We start from the raw sequence: 18,964 nt of genomic DNA, 5'->3' as shown, positions 1-18,964 counted from the left end.
TTATTATACCTAAAGTTTTTAAAAATTACCAGCACCGGAAAACAGAGACTATCGGAAGCGGGAGGATCTCCATATGGGATCAGGACACAATCACAGTGGAATAACCTGCCCGTTTCAGCCGCCGTTCCATGTCGGCTGCTTCCTCCAATGTGTCATATCCGCCCACCTGAACTCTTAAATAGCCGTCAGAATCCTCAATATACGCCGGAAAATCCTGCTCCAGAAGTTCCCCTCTAAGTCTCTCTGCATAAGTACGGTTGCGGAAAGCCCCTACCTGCACGCGATAATCGTGGACTACTGCATTTTCAAATTCATTATTTTCATATTGACTGTCTGTATTTCCCCCTGTCATGCCGCTGTTCCCACTGCCATTTACGCTTCCGGACGTATCTGCACTTCCTTCAATAAGTCCGTTCCGCTGCAGGGTATCGAGGATTCCCTCAGCAATGGCAAGTGCAATGTCATCAAAATTCTGATCAAACAACATGTTATCGGTGTCAGAATTGATAAATCCGGCCTCCACAAGAACAGCCGGCATTTTTGTCCTCTTCAGCACGACCAGATTCGGTCTTGCCTTGACGCCAAGATCCACAAACCCTATAGTTGCCAGCTCCTCATTAATTGCCTCCGCAATCTGGTACTTCAGTCCCGACAGATCGTACACCAGCGATTCCACACCGGACACCTCGTTGTCTCTTGGAAAAGAATTGCGGTGAATGGAAATAAAGAGATCCACTCCTGCCTGATTTGCTTCCATCGCTTTTTCATATGGTGTCTCATAGACATCTGTCGTACGTGTATATTCTACATCAATACCTCTGTTCTGCAAAATTTCCCCTACAGCAAGCGCCAGGCGCAGGGTATCGTCCTTTTCCTGACGCCCGTTGTACACTGCTCCCGGATCCCGTCCTCCGTGTCCTGCATCCAGCATGATTGAATATGCCATAAAAATCCTCCTATTTGCACAGTCTTTCTACTCCAGCATATGCAGACAGGAGGCTTTTTGTTACATGGAAATGTTTATCGTATATCAGGATCTTCTGCCACGATCTGTCCGCAGGCAATCTTCTCTCCTGAATTTCCCGACGGCTGGGTGCGGAAATCATCAGGCATATCATGAATCACAACTGTCTTCCCCACCACTTCCTCCGGAAAAAAGCGGGTGGTATAGACCATCATCCACGCTGTTCCCTTATCGGATAGAAGAGGAGGCAGATCCCCCTCATGTTCCGGATGCATTTTACCCCGGGTCTGATAGTGGCCGTCTGTATCGGCAAATTCATCCGAAGTGGTTCCGGTACAGGCGCTTCCTTCATGAATATGAAATCCGTAAAAGCCGAGGCCTTGCCCTGTATTGTGCGGAGTAAGGCCGGAAATATTAGCACCGGCGCCAAAAGGATGTTCTTCTATGACATTTCCTCTAATTCTTCTAAGATCTTCTCTCTTCTTTCATCAAACAGAAGTCCTTTGTTGTATTTAAAATATTTATCACAGTCATTTTCTTTCAGATACTGGATGCTGTAGTAATTGGTATTCAGCTCGGTCACAAAGCAGACCATTTCCTGACTGTCCCCGAAGGCATCCTCCATAAAGTCAAAGGCGTGATCCAGCGCTTCTCCGGCCGCATCCACAGCCTGCTGCCGCTTATCAGCCTCCTTCGCAAACTCTGCCCGGACTCTCTCGAAGGCCTCGTCTTTCTGCTCATCCTGTTCCAGATGTTTTTCCTTAAGGATCACAACATACCGCTCCAGTGTGTCCGCGACTTTGCGGAGCATATGATCCGCCTCTTTTGTCAGCTGTCCTGCCCGGCGAAGCTTCTCATATTCTTTCTCCGCCTCTTCTTTGATATCAGCCAGATTTCCCTGTACCTTATACTTCTTAAGCCATCCGAACAGCCTGGTTACATACTGGTCTGCAAGGTAGCTTGCCTGGAACAATTCGCTAAGCTTCCCGATCAGCATCCCCACGACGCTTAAACGCTCGTCGAAGGAAGCAAATTTCAGCTTGTCCAGGGTATCTTTTCCATAGTGTCCTTCCAGGATTTTCTCCAGTCCGTAATCCTTTTTATATTTGTGAAAAAGCTCCAGATAATTGGCAAAATCCTTGGCGATCTTCCAGTGCTGCAAATACTGATGCACCACTTCCCGGTCCGCTTTTTTGCCAATCGCCTCGTACACCTTTAAAAGCTCTGAGAGATCCTCCCAGCCGCGGGCTGTTACAAAGGTCCTGCCGTCCACCGTTGTCTCCATCCGGTAAAAGCAGTCTTTCCGGATTTCCAGGTAGGAGAGGATGACAGGATGGATCCCGGCACGATAGGCGTATTCTCTCCACACCTCATAGTTTTCTTCCACATCGATCCGGCGGATCCTGTCCAGTGTCACCACGTCAAATTCCCGCACGGATTTATTGTACTCCGGCGGATTTCCGGCTGCCACGATAATCCACCCTTCCGGCACTTTCTGATTGCCGAAAGTTTTGCACTGCAGAAACTGCAGCATAGTAGGAGCCAGTGTCTCCGAGACGCAGTTGATCTCATCAATGAAGAGGATTCCCTCTTTTAATCCTGTTTCTTCCATTTTCTCATAGACGGAGGAAATGATCTCGCTCATGGTATATTCCGTGACGGAATATGTTTTCTCTCCGTAAGTTTTCTCTCTGATAAAGGGAAGCCCCACTGCACTTTGCCTTGTATGATGGGTAATGGTGTAGGAGACAAGGGCAATGCCGCAGTGCCTTGCCACCTGCTCCATGATCTGTGTCTTGCCGATCCCCGGAGGTCCCATCAGAAGGATGGGGCGCTGCCGGATAGACGGTATCATATATTCTCCGTAGGAATCTTTCTTAAGATAAGCCGTAACGGAGTCCTGAATTTCTTTTTTGGCTCGCTTTATATTCATGCTGTATCTCCTTTTCTCTCCTCTGATTTTCCGGACATTTTCCGGACATCCTCCTCATTAAGGATCAGTTTCATGGCCCATGCAGGCACATTCACATCCTCATAATCCTCTTTCATAAAGACAAAGGCTGTCTCGTAAGGAGGCATTTTCTTCGGATAAACTCCCTGTCCGTCTGTAAAATAGATCAGTCCCCGAAGCTGGGAAAATTCTTTCTGCTCCAGAAGCTTCTCCACATGGGCAAAAGCCGGGCGGAAATCCGTCCCGCCCTCTCCTTTCAGTTCGAGATCGTCCATGTATGCCCTAAGCTCTTCTTCTTTCGTGATCTTTTGATCCGACTGCACGGTGTCATCACACTGGATAATGTGGATATTCACTTTCCGGAAAAAGCTGTTCTGCTCACTTAACACCGTATAAGTCTCTTCCAGAAATTTTTGCACAAGTTCTCCTGAACAGGACATGGAGGTATCGATCACGATCACGAAGTCCTCGATTTTCTTCGTCTCTTTCCATTCCTGCGGCTCGATCAGAGGCATGTTGCCGTAAAGCCTAAGTCCATAACTGTAAAAGGAATAATCGAAGGAATCATCATCCACTGCCATTTCCTCTCTTAAAACCGCGAATTTCCTCAGGAAATCTCCGTACTTGAACCGCTCTTTATTCTCTACTTTGACATGTTCCAGCAGATTCCCGGAAGCAGAAGAAGCTTCCTTGGAAAATGTCTCCATGTCAGTCTCCATCTCCTCTGTCTTATTCTGCCACTGGTTCTCAATCTCCTGCCGGCGCTCTTCCTCATTGTCATCGGGCCAGTAAATATGACTGTCCGTATAAAATTCTTCCGCCAGCTCTCCAAGCTTTCTTTCACTCAGATTCCAGTTTTCCAGGGAACCGTATACCTTTTCCGGAGTCAGTACTTTCATCTCTTGCTTCAGCTTCCGGTACGTCTCTCTTCGCAGAAAAGACCGGGATCTTAAGACCGGCCGGTGCTGCATACTGTCGATCATGGATTCCGCCACAATATCGCAGGAGAGATTCCACAGATCTTCATCCCGCCCGTTTCTCCGGGTTAAATGATGAAACAGGCAGTGGAGTACCATATGAAGATAAAGCCGGTTCACCAATACCGCATCCTTACGATACATTTTGCTCAGATTCTCCGGATGATAACAAATGGAAAATCCGTCTGTCCCTGCCGGATCGGCTGCCGGATCTGCCGCAAAATAGAAACTGCTTAAAGCCACGTCAAGAAACCTCATCTTAAGATAGAGCTCATTTCTTGCAAGAACCAGAATTTCTCTTCCGATTCCTTTCAGTTTCTCCGCATTTGTTCTTTCCTCTGTCATAACTCAAATACCTTTTTCTGTTTTGGGAAATACCGGTGCCTTTCTTCCATCAGCACACTTAATATTTCCGTCTTTTCTTTTTCCGCCGCTTTCTCGATCGCACCCTCCAGCGCATCCCGGCTCCAGAAACCTTCTTTTCCGAAAAACCGCAGCATGTCCGATTCCTCTCTGTCAATATAGATTGACGCTGCCGCCATCAGGTGCTCTTTGACGTATTCTGCATACTCCGCCTTTGCCGCCTGGGAGAGCTTATAAGGGTATCGAAGGCGCAGGGCTGCCATCTCTGACGCCGTTTCCTCTGTCTCTTCAGCCACCGCCCTTGGAAACAGCCTGTCGTACTCGCTGTAATTTAATTCCCTGTCATAGAAGCACTGCCGATAGTCTCCTCCGGAACCGTGATAATGGGTCTCTACAATTCTTGCCGGAGTATTTTCCACAGCCTCTTCATAGTGCTCCGGAAAGATCAGCTTTGCTCTTTCTTCCGATCCGTCTTCCCGGCAGTAGCGCATCGTCACTGTAAGGGCGTACCTGATCTCATCGGCAATAAATTTCAGTACGGATTTCTCTCCCTTATAGAGCCGTATCTCAATGTTCCGTATGGCGCTGCCTGTGAAGGCTCCTGCCCCCACATCATTCAAGGCGTCGGAAAAAGAAAGGCTTTTCAAATGAAAGCACCGGTAAAACACATAATTTCCAATCTGCTCCATATAGCGGGGCAATGCAACAGACGTAACATTTGTCCTTGAAAACGCATAGGGAGCCGCCCAGCGGACCGGCTCCCCTTCTATCTGTTCCGGAATGATGACCGATCCGCTGCAGGCAGGACACTTTTCCAGCAGTATCCCTCCTTCTCTCCTTGCGTATTCCAATCCGTCAATGATTCCGCTATTTTCCATCATTTCTGTTTTCTTCCTCTTTACCGCCGGCTCTCTTTGCCGCGATCATCTTCTGCATTTCTTCATGCTCCCTTACAAGCTCGTTATGAAGCTCCAATGTATTCCAATGCACATTGGTTGGGGTCAGGGCCGCTTTCAAAGGGATCTGCAGCCCTTCTTTCTTCAGATAGGCGAGCATCCGGTTCATCTGGGGATCTGTCAGGTGATTCAGCACCAGCATTTCCTCGTCAAACCCTTCTCCTTCATAGATCTCCTCTGTGCGCTCTATGCCCTCCACTCCTGCAAGGGCGCCGATCTTCTGGAGATAGTCCTCCTTCTCCACAGTCTTGATCTTAATTCCCATAAGGACAAAAATAAATTTTACTTTATCTGTTCTCTCTTTATCTTTGAAATTATATAATAATACACTTCCTCTAACTGCCATACGTATCTCCTTTCTGAAATAAAGAAAATCATTTCCTGTCAGACAGGAAAGCGGCAGCAATAAGCCGCCGCTAACAGTATAGCAGATATTTCAGATTTGTACCAGCGCTACATACAGTCTACCAGAAGACTGGAAGCCTCCTCCAGCATCCCAAAGAAATCTTCTTCCCGGGACAGGGCTTTTCCCTTATCCTTGTCAATGCGCTCCGCCAGTTTTCTCACTCCCTCATTCTGCGGATCTTTTTCCAGGATGATCTGACACAGCTTGGACGCCGCCTCTGTAAGACGGATGGATCCATAGATCCTCGGCTCTCCCGGAAGACCCTGCGCACTTGTGATCAGATAGATCAAAAGCTCAAGTTCTTTGCTGTCCATTCTCTTCTCTCCTTTTCGTTTTTTCTGGTTTTTATTCCTTTTCAAATGTATTAAAAAATGCGATGTCTTCTGCTTTCGGCCTTGCCGGACATCTTGGCTCACCCTTCGGGTAACCGATGGAGATCAGCGCCTCGATCCGGTATTCCTCCGGGATATTAAGGATCTTCCTTATGGCCGTATCGTTATAAGATTTAATGGCGCATGTGCCAAGACCATACTCCAGGGCGGCCAGCATCAGATTTTCCGCTGCCATGGAAGCATCCATCATGCAGCCGTAGATTTTAGAATTTTCTCCGCCTTTTTTCAGCGCCTTTTCCATATCGGAACAGATTACCAGAATAACCGGCGGCTTCCCCGAAAGTCCCGGACTGAAAAAATCCACCTTTTCCCTGAGCGCATCTTCTGTGACAAAAAGAAATTTCCATGCCTGCAGATTACTGGCAGAAGGAGCTCTCTGGGCTGCGTCCGCCAGTTTGATGAGCACCTCTTTTGGCACTGTCTTTTCCTGAAAAGAACGGATGCTGTGTCTTTGTTCAATTGCTTTTAATATCTCCATGTTCTTCACCTCATCTGCCGCCGAAAGTATTTACTTTTTTCAGCGGATTCGTTAAAATATTTTCTGTTGCATATGATATGACACCAAAGCGTTCTGCTTCCATGTCAGGAAGCGTACGCTTCATATACAAAGGAGGACTTCTATGTTTGGACTTGGAACGATCATCAACACCCTGGCTGTCATCGCCGGAGGACTTCTGGGCCTTTTTTTCAAAAAGGGCCTGCGGGAAAATGTACAGGATATTCTCATGAAAGGAAGCGGCATTGCCATTTTGTTTATCGGTATTTCCGGCACGCTCTCCTACATGCTGACGATCGAAAACGGCAGCATAGGAACCCGTGGGACCATGCTTCTTATTTTTTCCATGACACTTGGTTCTCTGGCAGGAGAACTGCTTGATATCGAAGGGAGGATCGAGCATTTCGGGCTGTGGCTCCGGAATTTCTTCCATTCACACGGCGACTCCTCCTTTGTGGATGGTTTCGTAAACACATCCCTTATCATCTGCATCGGCGCCATGGCAATCGTGGGCTCCATCGAGGACGGCATTCACCATGACATTTCCATGCTCACGGCAAAAGCGATCCTGGACTTTGTCATCGTCCTTGTCAACGCCTCCATCTACGGCAAGGGCACGATCTGTTCCGCTATCCCAATCTTTGTCTACCAGGGAAGTATTACTGCCATTGCAGCCGTGGCCGGATCTTTTGCAAGCGATGCTCTCATCGCCCAGCTTTCTTTTGTAGGATCCGCCCTCATTTTCTGTATCGGCGTCAACACGACCTTCGGCAAGATCCTGAAGGTGGGCAATATGCTCCCCGCTCTCTTCTTCCCGGTCATCACACTGTTTCTGGGACACTTTTTCCCGGCGGCGGCTTCCTTTTTTTCCTAAAGGTTCGCCGCCCTTTTTCGTTCTCTTTTATCTGCGGATGCTCTCATAGTAAGCAAACAGACCTTCTGCCAGCACCGGATCGATCACCGGAAGACCGGTTGCCTCTTCCAGTTCTTTTGCCACGCCGATGGTGGCAAGACCTGTACATGCAAGGGCGATCACTTCCGCCCCTTTCTCTTTCAGATTCTTTCCGGAAGCGATCACCTGCTTTCTTCCTTCCGGAGTCATCAGATCCAGAGTGCTGTCCACACCATCCGGTTTTTCCAGGATCATTTTCCCCTCAAGCAGTCTTGCATAAGCGTCCGGAGCATAATCCGTAATCCCAAGGACTCCGATTTTCGAGCCGTACCGAAGGGCCAGGGCCACTGTTGTCTCTCCGCCGCCGGTTACCGGCATCCCCGGAAGCGCCTCCCTTATCTGGCGTACACCCGGATCATCTGCACAGCTTACAATGATCATATCCACATCCTGAAAGGATTTCGCCGTTTCCACGATCTTCGGAACCGCGATCTCGCAAAGCCGGGGGCTGTGGATCCCCTCCGGCTGGTCGGGAATACATTTTGTCTCCACATCAAGAGTGGGAAACTTCTCCATGATCTGTCTTTGATGGGAATATAATACTTCCGGATCCTCACAGGTCAGAACCCGGATCAGGCCTACTTTAAACTTCTTTTCATGCTGACTCATTTTGCTTCCTCCTTTTACTTTTATAAAAAACCCCGCAGCTTTTCCATTGCTGCAGGGTTCGCCTTTTTCTATACCTGGAACACTCCCTCTTTGATAACAAGTGTATCATCAAGATAGAGCGTCGGCTTCAGTATAATGCCGTCCATGTGGCATTCTGCCTTGTTTACCCCGCCGAAGGATGTATTGGTTCCAAACGCAATGTGTACGGTTCCGTACACTTTTTCATCTTCCAGAATAATGCCGTTCAGAATCGCTGCTTCGTTTGTTCCGATACCCAGTTCACACAGAGTACCGTTCACTTCGTTTTTCAGCAGGATGTCCAGATTTTCACTTTTTTCTCCTGTCACCTGGCGAAGCTTGCCGCCGCTGATCTTCATGTGAAGCGGGCTTTCCAGCTTTCCGATTCCCACCATGGAACCGTCTATGATCATCTCGCCGTCGGATCCGTCCTCCAGAGGTGCAATGTACGCTTCTCCGGAAGGAAGATTGCCGCATTTCCCGGCTTCCTTATATACTCCCGGACTTGGCACGCCGTCTCTTCCTTTCAGACTGATGTTCAATACCATTCCGTCTTTTTCAATTCTTGCATTGTCTGCCTTTGTCAGCATATCGGTGATCTTTGCCGTCAGTTTCTCCACTTCGCCGTAATCGGCCGTCATAGCACCTTTGCTGAACATTTCTTTTGTGATTCCCGGCATGGTCGCAACTCTGGTTCCTGCTGCCGCAGCCTCGATCCTTGCACTTGTGTGAGTCAGAGATTTGGCAGTAGGCGCAATGACAACATCCGCCGCTTTCATGGCTTCTGCCACTGCTTTAGGCGGCTCCTGTCCGCTTACTTCTCTCTCCTTCATCACAAGCAGCATTCCTTCACAGCCAAGATGGCAGGATGCTTCATAGAGAGCCTCGCCGATCTCTTTTCTTGTGTCGTCAGTGATCACAAGTACGGATTCTTCTTTTTTTACTCCCAGACAGGAAACAAGTACCTGCTCTGCAATTTTTACTAAGTCTTTCATGGTATGTCTATCCTCTCTTTTTCAAATCTGTCAGCTCTGATACAACGCGTGCAAGAAGCGTTCTCGGAAGGACGACCATTTTCCCGGTCTTCTCCTCAAACATACGCTTCATTTCCTGTGTATAACCGATGCAGTCCAGGACGATCAGATCAGCGTCCATATCTTTCACCTGCTCCGCAGCTTTCTCCAGATCTTCCCACTCTCCGTAAGGTGATGCTGCGATGGATGTCACCTTATCCACATACTGACTCCATTTTCCTTCTGTCTGCGCAAGCTGCAGGGGTGACGGAGTCATGCAGATAATGTTGGATTTCTTTGTCATCAGAGGAACAATCCGATCCAGAATATCGCAGGGATAGAGCAGAGGAATGTTTTTGGACGTCAGTGTTTCCGGAAACTTTCCTGTGCAGAAGAACATAATCAGCCTGCAGCCGTCCTCCTCCATCCTGTCAATAGCCTCCTGGAGCCTCGGCAGGATATAGCGCTCTGCAAAGGTCACAGAAGTACCGTCCGTCAGACGGGAGACCAGCACATAGTCTCCCTCCTCCGGTTTAAACTTTGCAATCTCTTCCTTTGTCAGTCCGTCCAGGCCTCCTGCCTGCACCAGTTCAGCCTGCCCTTCAAAAATATCCATAATGTCTGCTGTCACATCGACTCTCGGCGCCTGCCCGATGGTGATCGCACCAATTTTCATCTGTATTCACCTCTTATTCCTGTCCCAGTGTCTGTAAATGATCCATCTTTCCATACAGTTTTACAAGACGTGCATATTCTGCTTCATCATAGAATTTGCACTGTCCTCTTCCGAAGGCTTTTGCAACTTCCAGCATAAAGCGCGCTGCTTCTTCTACGTCCGCTGCATGGGTTGCTCCTGTCGCGCATCCCGGCACCATAACTTCTGCTGTGATGGCGATTCCTACAACCGGAGCTTTTGTTGCAGTACACGGCTGCAGAACGCTGTTGATATGATGTACGTCATTTCCGTAAGGAGTAATATCCTGTGTTGCCAGAGGAAATACATAAGGAAGTTTTCCTGTTGTGATCTGCATCAGATCCAGCAGGTCTTCTGATGTTCTTAAAATATATCCTTCTTTTACAGTAGGAGAAATGGCGAATCCTCTTGTGTTGATCACGCGATTTCCCTTTGTTGTATCAACAGAGAGAATCGCATCCAGGTCGTCTGACACTTCTTCTTGGTTCACCTGTGACATCTCTACCGGAGATCCCATAAACGGAACCGGGTCATGAGGCTGTGTCGGCGCATCCGGACAGATATGTGTTGAGATCAGAACATCCCCCTCCAGCATATCTCCTTTGTTCTGCATATCCAGGATTTTAGCCGCAAGAGCAACTGCTGCAAGTGCTCCGTCACCGTCGGATACGAATCCGATCCTTTCCGGGCGCGCTCCAAGACCTCCCAGTCTTCCAAGGAGTCCGATGGTCGGAGCGTTTCCTCCGTTTGTCTTTCCTTTGGATCCGGGGATCCGCACTTTCAGCATATCTGTGGAACCTTTTGACCCTTTCAGTTCATATACTTCGATGTCTGCATCCGGTTTGATCGTTCTTAAATATTCTTCTACTTTCTTCCCTGTCACATTTCCATCATCCAGGATATCGTACGCTTCAATAATCTGTTTCATTAACATGGCTTTTATCTCCTTTTTCTGCTTTTCTATTTTGTTTTTCGTCCATGCTTTCCATGGAGCGCTGTACATTTCGCATTTTTGCCGCTTACAGGTAGCTTACCATCTCTTTTCCGACCACTTCTTCTGTCTGTTTCAACAGTTCCGGATCAAACATGGTGGCAGACAGCTTCAGATTTTTCTTATCTGCCCCGATCACATAGACCTCCAGTCCTTCTTCCATCATAGCTGTGGTAACAGGCTCTCCGGTCTTTGCATTGATGGTCATAATAAGATCAGGGAAAGTCGCAAGCCGTTTTCCGTCCTTTTCCGCTGTGGCATACTCATTCCAGAATGTCAGCTGGCAGCCGTCTACTTCCGCATATCCCACATCAAATCCTCCTGTTGTTTCAATAGAGAAGTTTTTCACCTCTCCTTTTGCCAGGATAGAACCGCCGAGAAATTCACACACATTTTTTACCGCTTCCTCCACAGAAGTTTCCAGCCCTTTACGGAAAGCTTTTCCTGTCTCTATAGCAAAGCTGACACCGCCGATAGCGCAGTTTTCTTTTGCATAGGCAGCTGTCACCGGATTTCTGGCAACCGCCACCAGTCCTCCTGCCTCAATAGACGCCATGCGCACAAGTTTTGAGGTATGCTCGATGCTTCCTTCAAAGAAACACTCCACATGATCTCCCGTCTCCGGATTGCCTCCTACACATGCCTGAACCGTCTTGTAGTCCTTCTGCTTATGAAGGTTCATACTCCCCATAACTCCGGTAGGATGGGCACGCCCATTGCACGGTGCATCCACAAGGGGAAGACCGGAAATGGCAGCCTGAAGCCATCCGTTCACAGACGCCTCTCCTCCCTGCTCATTTGTGATAATACCGCCCAGCTTCAGATCTGTATTCTTTTTGATCATCTCGATCGTATAAGCAAGATCCCTGGCTGTCATAAACTGGTCTTTGGCATTTGGAGCTCCCACAAGGGAAGCGGTCAGAAGAACCGCGTCGTCATCAATCTCTTCAATCGGAATAAGACGAAGATCTGTATACTCTACCGCAATCTTTGCATATTTTCTTCCTTTTACCGGATCTCCTCCGCCTCCTCCGCCAAGGATCGTGCCTCCTGCGAGGACATCATCCAGTACTTCTTCTGTCAGTTTAAGTCCTTCCTTTTTCTCCACTTGAAAATCCCCTTCTTTCCTTAAAATGATCTGCTTTATACTGCAAATGCCGGCATAAAGGAAAATCCCTTACGCCGACACTTGAACAGAGCCGCTATTCTTTCTTGCTTCCAAGGGCAAGCGTCGCCGTAAAGAAGCTGTACAGAGCCGCACCTGCCAGTGCGCCGGCACCCAGAATGTTGAGTGTGTGCTCGTTTTCTTTGTTTCTCTTTACCAGGATCGCACGGATGAGCAAGGCCACGATGATCGTAAGACCGTTGATGGTGCTTCCTACCAGAAGACCGGTTGCAAAAAGGATTCCCACCTGTCTGGAACCTCCAAGAAGCTGAATGATCGCCCCCGGAACAGCCCAGATCAGAAGCCATTTTGCAACTTCTCCGCCTGCGCCCGCTTCAATCGTAGCTGCAAAGGTCGCATCTACCGGTGCGTACAACCCCTGCGAGAAGTAAGTCCGCGCAAGAAGAGCCACCATAACAAATGCAACTATAAATCCTACAATTTCTGAAATAAACTGCTGTTTTCTTCCTACTTTTTCCAGCTCCGGATCTTTTCCGTATCCTCTGAGGATATATCCGCATTTCAGGTCGTATGCCATATCAGAGAAAGCCGGGCCTGTCGCTGCCGTATAGGCAACCAGCACAGCCAGAGGCATACTCGGGAATCCGATCAGCATACCTACCAAAAGGAAAATAAGCGCCGTTGCAAATCCCGGGAACCATCCGGAATACATAGCGGAAATTCCTACGATCAGCTCGGAAGCAATTGCCGCAAATGCTGCATAAATGATCCAGATCACCAGCTTAAACGGTGTCATCTCTGACCAGATACCGGTAATAACCGCCAGAGCAATCGCTACGACGAAATATGCCACATATCCCCATCCAAGAGCGCTCTTCATATTTCCCATGCTGCGGCTGAATTTCCCCGCTGCACTTGCATCATCGCCTTTTTTGGCAAACAGCATTTTACAGACCTGAAGAAGCGCGACGAGTCCTGCTCCGATCATGATTCCGTGAGGCATATACTGGAACATAGTCTGTGACATAAGATCTGCTCCCTCGCCGAAAATATCTGTAACGACCGGAAAACTTTTTCCGAAAATATCAATAATAAAGCCGTTGGTATTAAGGACACCGATAACGATACTTCCGACACCAAGCGCTGCCATTGCCGCAAAGTCTCCGAACCAGGACACACCAAGAAGGTCTGTCGGGACACCGATGACTTTACCGCCGATACCGATCACCATACCTACCAGAAGCAGCATTGCCTTCCGGCCTTTTTCCACAACCGCAAGAATAGACTGCGCAGATGCAACTCCCGGAGGCCATGCTCCCTCTGCCGGGAACATTTCCGAATCAAATGTTTTATAAAGGATTGTTGCGTCAATGATCGTTGCGATAAACACGCCGATCAGCATTGGAAACATCAGATCTTCTCTTCCCATAATAACCGGAATACCGATGGGAAGCAGCAAACTGTTGGCCGCTGAAAATGTTGCTCCTGATATAGAAGTCTGAATCATGTTCTGACTGTGGATACTCCTGTATTTCTGCAAAAATGCCAGAGGTATCCTGGAAAGTATAATCGCAAACAGCGCTCCGACAATTGACGTATTAGGAGCCACGCCGGTACGTACGATCAATTCCAGCCCGATAATTGCTCCAAGCACACTCATAATAATATTCAGTATGAGAACATGCGGAGCCAGTGCTTTAGGATGTTCAGCCGCTGTAATATGCAGCTGCTCAAACGATTTCTTCTCTTGTTCGTCCATATTTTCTCCTCCTTTTCTCTCACTCGCCACTTTGCCTTTTTCAAGTCAAAACAGCATCCAGGTACAAAGAAAGCCAATGTGACGATCACCCACATTGGCTTAACACCTCTTTATTTTAGCACTTTATCAAATTGAAGTCTTTATTCTCCGAATCCAATTTTTAGTCAGAATCTTTGTGCCCGGCGCACAGCTTTTGTCAATTTTTTATCCTTTCCTTCCCGTTTTCTGTCAGATATCTTCTTACTAAACAAACAAATGCCAGTTCCTGCAAAGTTGTAAAATCTCCTATATTACACTTTAGTATTTCTTCAATCTTTTTTACTCTGTACATCATAGTATTTCTATGGAGATACAACTTTTCCGCCGTCTGCTTTTTCGATCCTCCGTTTTGCAGCATCACTTCCAATGTCTCCACAAGACCGGTCCCATGTTTCCTGTCATACTCTTCCAGACTGTACAACCGTTCTTCTACATAAGATTTCACTTGCGGAAGCCTGGAAATTTCCAGCAGCAGTTCTTCGTATTTCATTTCTTCCCACCAGAAAATCTTCTGGTCTTCAAAATCTTTTCCGGCAATCTGCGAAAGTTCCGATATCTGATGAGCGACTTTGGGCATATCAAAATACCCGTCTATTCTATCGGAAACAAGTATATGAAAATCCATTTTACATAATTTCTTCAAACTTTGCTCAAAATCTTCCAGCTTTTCTTTAAAGGCTAAAATCCGCCCCGGCTCACAGAACAGGACCTCTATCTTTTCCGGAAGAGAAATCACTGTGTACCCGAGATTTTGTTTCATAAAAAATGTTTCCGCCAGCTGTTCCGCTTTTTCCTTTTTCTGACCGGACCACTGCTCTTCCGGATATTTCGTGCAGATCTCCAGCATCCTTACCGGCATCATAGGCCAGTACAGAGAATTGGCCCTGATCTGCGCCTCTTCTTCCCGGTCAAACCTCTCCTGCACCAGGTCGAAATAAAATTTCCGATCCAGTTCCTTTTTCTCAATCTGTCCGATCTGATAGCGCGTCCGCATTTCTACCCCGTTTTTAGCCTCCACAATGGCAACCATTACCGGATACACAGCCTCAATAAATCCCAGGGCATTGTTGAGAAAAAAGAGCGGAAACTGAAGCTGATCTGCTAGCTTCAGGGCCTCTTCCGGAAAATGGTCAAAAAATCGTGTCTTGATGGCCAGAGCAGCGGCCCCCGCTTCATTTAAATCCCGGATCAGATTAAGAACCGCCCCTTTGTCGTTACGGATGGCATATCCGGTAGTGATAAGCAGCATATCCGCCCTAAGCCATGGTTTGATATCCGGCTGTTCCATCATGTCATATACCACCACAGTACGGTCCAGCCCTTTTTCGCCCGCTACCAGCTCTGCTTGTCCGTTGTCCCACAATTTTTTTATATCTTTTACTGTCAGCCTCATGCTATCGCTTCCCTTTTGTTTTGATTTTTTAACGATAACATTTCAGAACATATTTTTCAATACCTGCAAAAATGAAGATTCTGTGAAAAAGATAACAGGACACGTAGTAAAATGCAACTTTACTACGTGTCCTGTTATCTTTTTCACATATACTTCTTTACAATCGACTGCATCGTATGCCACTTCTGTTCCATATCTTCCACTAACTTAAACTGCGTACGGCAGCGATCCAGATTATGACCTTCTCTGTGGATCTTGAAATAAGTATCTCCCTGCAGATAATCAGTAAGGAACCTCATTCCGCACTCATATGTCATGGTCTTCGCCCCCATAGGAAGCTCCAGGATTTCCCGCTCTGTCAGCTTACCGCCGCATCCTTCGATATATCCTCTTGCGTAGATATCAAATAATTCCATGCTGCAGGATACAAGACTTAAATCTCTCTCATCTTCCGCTGCTGTGCTTGCTCCGAAACGGATGGAATCTCCGAAATCATTCATAGCAAGTCCCGGCATTACCGTGTCAAGATCGATCACGCAGATTCCTTTTCCGGTCTTGTCATCGATCATAATGTTATTCAGTTTCGTATCATTGTGGGTAACGCGCAAAGGAAGCTCGCCTTTTTCCAGAAGTTCACTGAAATAATTGGCAATACCTTTTTCCCTGCTCCGCACAAATGCAATCTCTTTTTGCACAGATGCAGCCCGCCCCATTACGTCTTCTTCTACTGCTTTCTCAAAAACAGCAAATCTGGCTTTTGTATCATGAAATCCTTTGATCGTTTCATGGAGTGTCTCAGCCGGAAAATCTGCCAGAAGACGCTGGAAATTCCCGAAAGCCACTGCGCTTTCATAGAAATCGGCCGGCTTTTCCACCTTATCATAGCTGGTGGCTCCGGTAATAAATTTATAGGATCTCCAACAATTCCCTTCAGAATCTTTATAATAAGAGCTGCCATCTTTTGTCGGTATTACATTCAGAGTCTCCCTCGCCGGATCTCCCCCGTTTTCTGCAATCCTTTCTTTCAGGTATGATGTCACATTTACAATATTCTCCATCAGCTCTTCCGGTTTTTCAAACACTTCTCCATTCATTCTCTGCAGAATGACTTTGATCCTTCCCATTACCCCTATTTCATAGGAAAGCAGATAAGTGTCGTTAATATGTCCGCTTCCATATGGACGGCACTCTGTCATTTTCCCTTCAAATGCAAAATTTTCAATTGCTTCATTTAATCTTTCCAAGGTTACTTCCTTCATTTTTTTCCCTCCTGAAAATCCCTGCTCTATGCAGCGATCTTCTCTTAATATGAAACAATTGTAATATAAGAAAAAAGGAAAATCTTTGTCCTATTTTTCCCTTATTTTGTATTATCGGATATCTATTCTGTAGGCTTCTGATAAAACTTCCCTGCAATCTGCTCAGTTTTCATCAGATTAACAAATGCCTCGGGATCCGCTTCGTTTATCGCTTTCAGCACGCGCTTACTTTCAGCACTGGATACGACCGAATACACGATCTTACGCTCTCTTTTCTCATAAGAGCCCTCTCCTTCAATAATAGTCGCCCCGTGATTTGTTGTCCTGGCGATTGCCTCATAAACCTCTTTCGCCTTATTTGTCACTACAAAAAGTGTCTCCTGCTGATATTTTTTATAAAGCATGTGGAGTACCTGTGTAGACGTATACTGGAAGATAATGGAATACAATGCCTTGTCCCATCCGAATAAAATACCTGCTGCGGCAAGGATCACCACGTTAAGTCCCAGCACCATATTCCAGGAATCAATCCCTTTCCGCTCTGACAGAAATATGGCGATAAAGTCTGTTCCTCCTGTTGTTGCATTCATCATCAGACACATACTGATCACCAGGCCGTTGATCAGCCCGCCAAAAATACTGATCAGCAGCGTGTCATAAGTAATCACATATCCCGGCAGGATATCTGTCAGTACACTGGTAAGCACGATCATCAGACAGGAATACAGCGTAAATTTTTTCCCGATAAACCGAAATCCTATATAGACCGGCACTGCATTCAGGGCTACATTGACAATGGTATATGGTATTGTCACATGAAAAAACAATTCCCCCATCCGCTGCAGAAGCAGGGTAAGCCCTGTTGCTCCGCCCGGATATAATCCGCCTGTCCGCACGAAAGATTTGATATTCAAGGCCATGATCACTGCTGCCAGACAGACGATGATGATTCTCTTTATGTCTTTTTTAGGTTCAAATTTCATAAACTCTTTTTCCTTTAATAAATACTTTCTGTACTTTTATCTTATCAATTTCCTCTTCCGGAATTTCAAAGATATTTCGATCCAGGACAACAAAATCTGCCCTGTATCCTCTTTTCAGCTGCCCCATCTCCGGAAAGCCAGCCGCTTTCGCCGACTCTCTCGTATATAGTTTCACCGCTGTCTGAATATCAACAGCCTGGTCCCTGCCGCAGTCTGTTCCGTCCCATGCTCTGCGTGTTACGGCTGCTTTTATACAGGGGAAAGGGTCAGATGGAACTGCCCACGATGTGGCCGGTGCATCGGTTGAAAAACACAACTGCACCTTTCTATCCAGCATCCGTTTTACCGGATAGCATTCTTTCATCCACTCTTTTCCCAGATTTTTCAGGTAGCTCTCGATCTCCGCATACATGAAAATCGGCTGTGTTACAAATGCAATTCCTTTTTCTGCCGCTTTTTGAATGCTTTCTTCAGAAGGATCTGTAATGTGCTCCACTCTTGCATATGGTACATTTTCCTTGCCTTCCATCCAGTCATCCTCCAGGCAAAGCCTGTCTACCGCCCGTTTGATCGCCTTCCCGCCCATAGCGTGTACAGACAGCTGGCAGCGCTTTCTTTTGCAGAAGGAAACTGCCGACTCTACCAGCTCGTCCGAACAGACCGGCAATCCGTACTCTTCTGTCCGACCCAGATAAGGACGGCTCATCCAGGCAGTCCGTCCGGACACGCTTCCATCTCCGATCAGCTTAAGACCCGCTGCAAATATCTGCTGATCCCGGTCCCTCTTTTCTCCTGAAAGGTCGAAGTCTTTGTCTTCGGCAAAAAAATCCCACATATAGTAAATCCCGGTTTTCAGTTCCCAGCCCCGTTTTGCCGCTTCCTCATAAAGGGGATAATTGTCCCCTTTATCCAGGTTGCCCATGTCTGTCACTCCCACAATTCCCTGCGAAAGAAGAAGCTGCCCCAGAGCTATCAGATTCTCTACCTTCTCTTCCCTGGTTGGAACCGGCATAAATGGCGTAACCAAATTTCTCGCATTCTCTTTCAGAACGCCTGTCGGTTCGCCGTCTGCATCACGCTCAATTTCTCCTCCCTCCGGATCCGGTGTATTCCTGTCAATTCCGGCAATCTCCAGAGCTTTGCTGTTGACGCACCGGATATGACCGCAGGTGCGGATGATACAGACAGGCATATCGCTGCAGCCTTCATCCAGATCATACCGGGTAAGCGCTCTTTGCTCCGCAAATTTCCCTTCGTCATATCCCCATCCTTCGATCCATTTCCCATCCTGCCTGTCTGCAAACTTTTCTTTCCTCACCCTCCGGATTTCTTCAATGAGTTCTGCAATAGAATTTACTCTTGGAGGGAGAGCCGATATCTGCTGCGAGAAATCTGCCAGCATCACAGGATGCATATGTGCATCGATCAGTCCCGGTATGACGCACGCTCCATTGAGATCCACTCTTTCATAACTGCAGGAAGGCATCTCCGCCCGCCTGCCGATCCAGGCTATTTTCTCTTCTTCCACGATCATGGAATCCGCATAAAGATTTTCGTCATCAGATGTAAAGATTCTGCCATTTTCAAAAATTTTATTTTCCATTTTATCCTCCCCTGTTCTTT

Annotated in this window: 19 protein-coding genes; 1 reads left to right on the top strand and 18 read right to left on the bottom strand. The window is 47.3% G+C overall.

Translation table 11 applies throughout. The features are described 5' to 3' along the window. Window positions 1–79: 79 nt before the first annotated feature. The 8 genes from EUBC25_RS08610 to EUBC25_RS08575 form a co-directional block, all read right to left on the bottom strand. A complete protein-coding gene (locus EUBC25_RS08610; RefSeq protein ID WP_230105097.1) occupies window positions 80–946 on the bottom strand; it encodes an N-acetylmuramoyl-L-alanine amidase in 867 nt (288 codons plus the stop codon). A 74-nt stretch (window positions 947–1,020) separates the two neighbouring features. Further along, on the bottom strand, window positions 1,021–1,377 hold the full coding sequence (locus tag EUBC25_RS08605) for a superoxide dismutase family protein (RefSeq protein ID WP_331471547.1): 357 nt from the start codon (window positions 1,375–1,377) through the stop codon (window positions 1,021–1,023). Window positions 1,378–1,406: 29 nt separating this feature from the next. Continuing rightward, window positions 1,407–2,897 (bottom strand): ATP-binding protein, encoded by a 1,491-nt coding sequence (locus tag EUBC25_RS08600; protein WP_230105096.1) that lies wholly within the window; start codon window positions 2,895–2,897, stop codon window positions 1,407–1,409. After that, window positions 2,894–4,237 (bottom strand): vWA domain-containing protein, encoded by a 1,344-nt coding sequence (locus EUBC25_RS08595; RefSeq protein WP_230105095.1) that lies wholly within the window; start codon window positions 4,235–4,237, stop codon window positions 2,894–2,896. The genes EUBC25_RS08600 and EUBC25_RS08595 overlap by 4 nt, the downstream gene beginning before the upstream one ends. Further along, window positions 4,234–5,136, bottom strand: a complete 903-nt coding sequence (locus EUBC25_RS08590) for a leucine-rich repeat domain-containing protein (RefSeq protein ID WP_230105094.1) — start codon at window positions 5,134–5,136, stop codon at window positions 4,234–4,236. Before EUBC25_RS08590 ends, EUBC25_RS08595 begins: the two co-directional genes overlap by 4 nt. After that, on the bottom strand, window positions 5,123–5,557 hold the full coding sequence (locus EUBC25_RS08585) for a DUF3783 domain-containing protein (RefSeq protein ID WP_230105093.1): 435 nt from the start codon (window positions 5,555–5,557) through the stop codon (window positions 5,123–5,125). Before EUBC25_RS08585 ends, EUBC25_RS08590 begins: the two co-directional genes overlap by 14 nt. A 107-nt stretch (window positions 5,558–5,664) precedes the next feature. After that, window positions 5,665–5,931: a DUF6092 family protein gene (locus EUBC25_RS08580; RefSeq protein WP_230105092.1), complete on the bottom strand. Its 267-nt coding sequence runs from the start codon at window positions 5,929–5,931 to the stop codon at window positions 5,665–5,667. Between the two features lie 31 nt (window positions 5,932–5,962). Continuing rightward, on the bottom strand, window positions 5,963–6,487 hold the full coding sequence (locus EUBC25_RS08575; RefSeq protein WP_230105091.1) for a nitroreductase family protein: 525 nt from the start codon (window positions 6,485–6,487) through the stop codon (window positions 5,963–5,965). Between the two features lie 142 nt (window positions 6,488–6,629). Between EUBC25_RS08575 and EUBC25_RS08570 the strand changes: the two genes are divergently transcribed. Further along, the gene (locus EUBC25_RS08570) at window positions 6,630–7,379 is read left to right on the top strand and encodes a DUF554 domain-containing protein (protein WP_230105090.1); all 750 of its coding nucleotides are present in this window, start codon (window positions 6,630–6,632) and stop codon (window positions 7,377–7,379) included. Window positions 7,380–7,406: 27 nt separating this feature from the next. Here EUBC25_RS08570 and EUBC25_RS08565 read toward each other — a convergent pair whose 3' ends face one another. The 10 genes from EUBC25_RS08565 to EUBC25_RS08520 form a co-directional block, all read right to left on the bottom strand. Beyond that, window positions 7,407–8,066, bottom strand: coding sequence for an aspartate/glutamate racemase family protein (locus EUBC25_RS08565; RefSeq protein WP_230105089.1), 660 nt, complete (start codon window positions 8,064–8,066; stop codon window positions 7,407–7,409). A 68-nt stretch (window positions 8,067–8,134) separates the two neighbouring features. Beyond that, the gene (locus tag EUBC25_RS08560) at window positions 8,135–9,079 is read right to left on the bottom strand and encodes an aminopeptidase (protein WP_230105088.1); all 945 of its coding nucleotides are present in this window, start codon (window positions 9,077–9,079) and stop codon (window positions 8,135–8,137) included. A gap of 7 nt (window positions 9,080–9,086) precedes the next feature. After that, window positions 9,087–9,773 carry an AroM family protein gene (locus EUBC25_RS08555; RefSeq protein ID WP_230105087.1) on the bottom strand — a complete coding sequence of 229 codons (687 nt, stop codon included), beginning with the start codon at window positions 9,771–9,773 and terminating at the stop codon, window positions 9,087–9,089. A gap of 13 nt (window positions 9,774–9,786) precedes the next feature. Beyond that, on the bottom strand, window positions 9,787–10,725 hold the full coding sequence (locus tag EUBC25_RS08550; RefSeq protein ID WP_230105086.1) for a DUF1177 domain-containing protein: 939 nt from the start codon (window positions 10,723–10,725) through the stop codon (window positions 9,787–9,789). 85 nt (window positions 10,726–10,810) lie between these two features. Continuing rightward, window positions 10,811–11,890, bottom strand: a complete 1,080-nt coding sequence (locus EUBC25_RS08545; protein WP_230105085.1) for a DUF917 domain-containing protein — start codon at window positions 11,888–11,890, stop codon at window positions 10,811–10,813. Between the two features lie 94 nt (window positions 11,891–11,984). Beyond that, entirely contained in the window at window positions 11,985–13,667 is a 1,683-nt protein-coding gene (locus tag EUBC25_RS08540) for an OPT/YSL family transporter (RefSeq protein ID WP_230105084.1), read from the bottom strand. 196 nt (window positions 13,668–13,863) lie between these two features. Then, a complete protein-coding gene (locus tag EUBC25_RS08535) occupies window positions 13,864–15,099 on the bottom strand; it encodes a PucR family transcriptional regulator (RefSeq protein WP_230105083.1) in 1,236 nt (411 codons plus the stop codon). A gap of 143 nt (window positions 15,100–15,242) precedes the next feature. After that, complete coding sequence (locus EUBC25_RS08530) at window positions 15,243–16,358, bottom strand: phosphotransferase enzyme family protein (protein ID WP_230105082.1); 1,116 nt, start codon at window positions 16,356–16,358, stop codon at window positions 15,243–15,245. Between the two features lie 122 nt (window positions 16,359–16,480). Continuing rightward, window positions 16,481–17,341, bottom strand: a complete 861-nt coding sequence (locus tag EUBC25_RS08525) for a YitT family protein (RefSeq protein ID WP_230105081.1) — start codon at window positions 17,339–17,341, stop codon at window positions 16,481–16,483. Beyond that, complete coding sequence (locus EUBC25_RS08520) at window positions 17,331–18,944, bottom strand: amidohydrolase (RefSeq protein ID WP_230105080.1); 1,614 nt, start codon at window positions 18,942–18,944, stop codon at window positions 17,331–17,333. The genes EUBC25_RS08525 and EUBC25_RS08520 overlap by 11 nt, the downstream gene beginning before the upstream one ends. Window positions 18,945–18,964: the final 20 nt, after the last annotated feature.

The sequence above is a fragment of the Claveliimonas bilis genome (assembly GCF_020892095.1).
In the GTDB taxonomy this organism is placed as follows: domain Bacteria; phylum Bacillota; class Clostridia; order Lachnospirales; family Lachnospiraceae; genus Claveliimonas; species Claveliimonas bilis.
The sequence above is the reverse complement of the archived record's forward strand: the minus strand, read 5'-3'. Positions and strand labels throughout refer to the sequence as shown.